We start from the raw sequence: 1,770 nt of genomic DNA on the forward strand, positions 1-1,770 counted from the left end.
CGTCGAGGCCGGGCACGGCGGCCACGAGCTCCGCTCGGAAGGTGTCGTCGATGATGCCGACGTAGTGCGCGGCGATGAACCCCGCCGCGGCCCAGAGCTTGCCCTGCAGTCCGGCGGCCTGGAGGATGCGCGCGAGCTGGAGGCTGTCGTCCTGGCCGCGAGCCAGCGTCCGCATCTGGATCCTGAGGCGTCCGGGCTCGACGTGCTCGTCGACGAGCTTCGGCAGCGCTTCGTTGACGAACGTCGCGAATCGCAGGTCGTCGGGGGCGGCGAACACGATCAGGGCCGACGGGCTCTCCGGATTGCCGAGCAGGCCCCCTTCGGTCGGAACGGCCGCGACCGCTCGCAGGTTCTTCGTCGTCTGAGCCTCGGGGGTGAGCGGGTCGTCCCCGCAGCCGGTGGCCGTGAGGGCCGCCACGGCGCACAGGGTCAGCAGGAGGGTCGTGTTCTTGCGCATCCGCGCGCAGTCTATGTCTGGCAAGGTGCGCGGTATGCCGCAGGGTCCGCACCTCGTCGACTCCGATACGCGATGGGGTCCGGCCCTCACGTTCGCCGCCGTGGCCGCCTTCGTCCTCGTCCTGGCGCTGAACGGCGGCAGCTACGACATCGTGGTCCGGCAGCAGGCCGGTCTCGTGGTGTGGTGGCTGCTGCTCCTGGGCGTCGTCGCCGGGGTGATCCGCGGGCGCACCCTGCCGCTCGACGCCCGGCTGGTGCTCGGGGGGCTGGGCGTCCTCGCGGTGTGGACCGCCATCAGCTTCGGGTGGACCTCCAGCGACGAGCGCACGCTGACCGAGGTGGCCAGGGTGGTCGCGCACCTGGGCTTCGTGGTGGCGGCGCTGCTGCTGATCGGACCGCGGACGTGGCCGGCAGCGGTGGCGGGCGTCGCGTTCGCCATGGCCGCCGTGACGGTGCTGGCCTTCGCCGGGCGCTTCTCGGAGGGGCTGTTCGGGACGAGCGCCGTGGCCGTGAACTTCGGCGCCCTGCGCCTCAGCGAGCCCCTCAACTACTGGAACGCGCTGGGCGCCTGGGCGGGCATGACCTCGGCGTTGTGCCTGGCGTGGAGCGCGCACGCCACCCGCACCGCGGTACGGGGGCTCTCCCTGGCGGTCGTGCCGGTGGCGATCGCGGTGTCGTACTTGACCTATTCGCGGGCGTCCCTGGGCGGCACGGTGCTGGGGATCGTGGTCGTGCTGGCGCTCTCGTCGCACCGGTGGACGCTGATCGTGCACAGCCTCGCGGCGCTCACCGGCGGAGCGGCGATCGTCCTGGCGCTGCGGGGCGCCCCGGAGCTGGCCGACGGGGTCGGCAACGATGGTGCCGCCGGGGTGCTCGTCGTGGCGGCCGCGGCGGTGCTCGTGGTCGCGGTGGTCGCCGCGGCGACTGGGCGCGCGGGCCTCGACCGTCGGCACCTGGGGCCCGTGGCTGCGCGACGGTTCGGGGTCGCGTTGGCCGTCTGCGGTCTGCTCGGGGGCGCTGCGGGCGCGGTGCTGGTGGGTCCGGACGCGTGGCGGCAGTTCAAGGAGCAGGGGGTTCCGGCGACGAGCACCGACCCGGCGGCACGCCTGACGAACCTCAACGGCAGCCGCTACGAGGTCTGGGCCACGGCGGTGGACGTGTTCGGCGACCATCCGGTCAAGGGGGTCGGCGCGGGCACGTTCGAGTACTCCTGGAACGCGGCGCAGCGCGACGACGAGTTCCTCCGGGACGCGCACTCGCTGTACCTCGAGGTGCTCGCGGAGCTCGGGATCGTGGGGTTCCTGGCGCTGCTGA

Annotated in this window: 2 protein-coding genes; one reads left to right on the forward strand and one right to left on the reverse strand. The window is 73.2% G+C overall.

Annotated features, from left to right (window positions below; translation table 11 throughout):
* Window positions 1–457: DsbA family protein (locus ABYE80_RS20510; RefSeq protein WP_372792259.1), on the reverse strand; the 457-nt coding region annotated here is incomplete at its 3' end.
* Between the two features lie 100 nt (window positions 458–557).
* Between ABYE80_RS20510 and ABYE80_RS20515 the strand changes: the two genes are divergently transcribed.
* A partial coding sequence (locus ABYE80_RS20515) for an O-antigen ligase family protein (protein ID WP_372792261.1) occupies window positions 558–1,770 on the forward strand: 1,213 nt, incomplete at its 3' end.

Origin of the sequence: Paraconexibacter sp. (assembly GCF_041602235.1) — a bacterium.
Taxonomy (GTDB): domain Bacteria; phylum Actinomycetota; class Thermoleophilia; order Solirubrobacterales; family Solirubrobacteraceae; genus Paraconexibacter.